This is a genomic window from uncultured Cyclobacterium sp., assembly GCF_963976465.1.
Lineage (GTDB): Bacteria > Bacteroidota > Bacteroidia > Cytophagales > Cyclobacteriaceae > Cyclobacterium.
Genome location: NZ_CAXBOC010000560.1, coordinates 1 through 3,380 on the forward strand (window position 1 = coordinate 1; position 3,380 = coordinate 3,380).

The window sequence follows — 3,380 nt, forward strand, 5'->3', positions numbered from 1 at the left end:
TGTGATTTTAAGAAATTTACAAGCAAGAAATTTCTCAAGATGGTATTGTGTAATTCGAAAGAGATAGAAGGACTTAATTGCAAATTCACAGCTGAGGCAAATACACTTCAGCGACCGAAAAATACAGCCAGGGGGAGAATGAAAAGCTAAAAAGTGCGATTTTGAAATATCATCCCATAAAATGAAACCTACAAATCCCAAAAAAACGTTAACTTTAAGGTGACGGTACATTATAGAGAAATGGATATCAAAGCAGAAAAATTAAACCTGATCGAACAGTTGGCAAAATTGGAAGATATAAAGGTAATCCTGCAGATCAAAGATTTGTTGAGTTCCCAGAAAGAACCAATAGCAGGTTATAAACCGGACGGTGGCCCCATCACTAAGTCAGAATTGATAGCTAGAGCAAAGGATTCAAATAAAGCCATTATAGAAGGAAGGGTGATCAGTATTGAGGATCTGGAAAATGAATCGGAAAACTGGTAACCGGGATGAATGTTTTAGTCACCGAGCCGGCCAATGAATCATTGAAAGAAATTTGTAAACACTACAGAAGTTTGGCGTTCGAAGCTTATGCTTTAAAGGTACGAAAAAAGATACTTGAAAAAGCCAAGAGTTTATCGGACAACCCGGAAAGAGGGCAGAAAGAAGAAATGTTAAAATCCCTCAATCAGGGCCATCGCTATTTACTGGTTGAATCCCACTTTAAAATCGTTTATCTGATAGACGAAAAACAGGTTATAGTGACAGATATATTTGACACCCACCAGCATCCCAAAAATATGCTAAAAGGGAACCAGTAACGTCGAATTAATATACTTCGTAGGTACGGGAAGTTTGCTGCAGGATGTCATTCATTCGCATGGAAATCGGTGTTCTCCGGGCTGGGTCTAGAATCCTCTACACCCTTTTATTCCTAACTTACTTTGAAGACGAAATCTTTTAAATGCCATTTGCAATGGTTTCTGAAAGACCTCCTTATCTAAGTAAACAAATTGACAAAATTTTGAATACCGTTTGACTGAGATTTGAGACCCCATCCAAATCAACGACACTTTATTCAGTTACTCGGGCAGACTTCATTTGCAATTCATTCAAGGATAGACTATTTTTAGTTATGGGAGAGGCTTACCAAATAAGAGATCAGACAAATAAGCATAATCAGCAATAGACACATTGACCGCTTACGGAATGAATCGATCACAGCATAATGCTACCCTTTTCCATAAATTGATTACCAGAATAGTTGAAGCTGAAAAATTGAAAGTTAAAAGTATGGATTGCTTTTGAATGTTTACATCTATTACAGTAAATTAAAGCCACTGAGAATATCAATGGCTTTTAAGCAATAAACCGCTTGTCAGAAAATAAACCTACGATTATTTCGTAGGTCTTTTTAAATTTTTTAACGGGTATAAGTAAGGATTATTTTACCAGCAACAGTTTCCTGTGGCGTATCCATCTTTACTTCCTGAACGGTAACAAGCTTATTATCACTTAATTCTATAATTTCATAGAAGACTTTATTTTCTCTGGCATCAGTAGTTATAAAGCTATTGCCCTCTACTTTCCACACACCACTTCCATTTATATCCTCCTGACCAACTGTTATTTGATAAGTTCCATTCTCCCTAACAATCAGCCTACCGTCCATATGAAGCTGCTTGCCCCCTTCGATCATCTCTCTCATTTCAGGCCCTTCTGATTGCTCAAAAGAGAAGTCACTTCCCTCCCAAGTACCAATAATCTTTTTGTTCATTCCAGTCATATCGCAGGAGAAAAGCCCAATCATAAGCACCAACAAGGGTACTGTAAGCAGAAATTTTGCTTTGAGCATATTGTTTGATTTTGATTTGTTCATCATAATTATTCTTTTTTTGATTTGAAATTGATTGATATTATTCATGAATTGAAGCCCACAGTCAGCACTGATTTGCTTCAATAATAGTCTCGAATAGGCAATGGGTGAATAAGACTGCGTGACAATTTCATCAGCTTGAAACTCATGGGTTTCTCGTAAGCTTTTCTCCAACATATATATTAGGGGATGGAACCAAAATACCACTTTTGCTAACTGAATCAGCATAAGATCTATAGAATGACGTTGATCCACATGCACAGACTCATGCAAGATAATTTGCTGGTGCTCGCTATTTTCCGGATCAAAAGACGGTAACAATATGTGTTTGAAAAATGAAGAAGGAACCAACTTGGGATTTACCACTAAAGTTCTTCCTGCGTATTGAACCGTGCATGAATTTCGTATTAGCACTATTGTCTTTACAACTCCCAATATTAGTCTGGCCAAAGTGAAAACCACTCCCATAAAATACCCGAACATCAGGACTGCATGCCAAGAGAATGCAATTCCTTCGGATGCCTGATTAGTTGTAATGACTTTAACTTCAATCCACTGCATGGGATTATTGAAAGTATTCACTGAAGCGTTGTTGAAAATATTATAATCAAATGAAATTAAAGGCAAAAGCAAGGAAAAAATCACTATACCAACCAAAACAGCCCGATTGCCTTGGAAAAACGTTAAACGTTCAAATAGAACTTTGTAAAAGGCCCATCCAAAACCAAATGCAAAACTACCTTCCAATAAGTAATTGATCAAGTTGTTCATGACTCGTTCTTTTTTTCGTAGCTATCTATCAATTTCTGCATTTCCTGAATTTCCTTTTCAGACACCTTGTTTTCCTTCACCATAAACGACAAGACATTCTCCATGGATCCATCAAAAAAGTTTTTCACCAAGTGATTAAAACTTTTCTTCCGGTAATCACTTTCAGCAATCAAAGGGTGATATTCATTGGTTTTGCCATAAGTCTTATGACCGAGATATCTTTTTTTCTCCAACACCTTTACAGTTGAAGCTAGCGTGGTATAGGGCGGCTTGGGTTCAGGAAGCTCATGTAATACATCCCGGAGAATAGCCCGATTAAGCCTCCAAAATATCTTCATTATCTGTTCCTCATACGTGGTCAGCTCTTCCATAAGGCTAATATATAAAATGAAACCTGAAAAACCTACGAATATTTCGTAATATTACGTAGTTCTCGTAAATAATGAAATGTAAGAAGTCATTTGAAAGTTTACCCATGGCTGGTTGTAGGATTATTTACACCCTAAAGAACCTATCGTCCAATAATTTGAATATTGTCAGCCTGAAGTTTGAAAATTGATTCTACTCAACCATAGAACTGGAGGAGGCTCTCACCTACACCCAGCTGAGGCATATTTTCATTTGCAATCATTGAATGTTATTTGCCTAGACTGGTAATGCTTTTCCCAATTGTAAATAGAAGTTTTACTAAGTATCGAGGATAACCTCCACCTTTGGATTTGTATGCTTGTCCAAATCAACAATTCGAATA

At 36.9% G+C, this 3,380-nt stretch carries 4 protein-coding genes; 2 read left to right on the forward strand and 2 right to left on the reverse strand.

Translation table 11 applies throughout. The features are described 5' to 3' along the window. Positions 1-219: 219 nt before the first annotated feature. The gene (locus AAC037_RS22140; protein ID WP_339905684.1) at positions 220-486 is read left to right on the forward strand and encodes a hypothetical protein; all 267 of its coding nucleotides are present in this window, start codon (positions 220-222) and stop codon (positions 484-486) included. A gap of 5 nt (positions 487-491) precedes the next feature. Continuing rightward, on the forward strand, positions 492-803 hold the full coding sequence (locus tag AAC037_RS22145; protein WP_339905686.1) for a type II toxin-antitoxin system RelE/ParE family toxin: 312 nt from the start codon (positions 492-494) through the stop codon (positions 801-803). A 602-nt stretch (positions 804-1,405) separates the two neighbouring features. On the opposite strand, the gene AAC037_RS22150 is transcribed toward AAC037_RS22145, so the two are convergent. Both AAC037_RS22150 and AAC037_RS22155 read right to left on the reverse strand, forming a co-directional pair. Next, positions 1,406-2,629, reverse strand: coding sequence for a M56 family metallopeptidase (locus tag AAC037_RS22150; RefSeq protein WP_339905688.1), 1,224 nt, complete (start codon positions 2,627-2,629; stop codon positions 1,406-1,408). Then, positions 2,626-3,000 carry a BlaI/MecI/CopY family transcriptional regulator gene (locus tag AAC037_RS22155; RefSeq protein ID WP_339905689.1) on the reverse strand — a complete coding sequence of 125 codons (375 nt, stop codon included), beginning with the start codon at positions 2,998-3,000 and terminating at the stop codon, positions 2,626-2,628. The genes AAC037_RS22150 and AAC037_RS22155 overlap by 4 nt, the downstream gene beginning before the upstream one ends. Positions 3,001-3,380 lie beyond the last annotated feature (380 nt).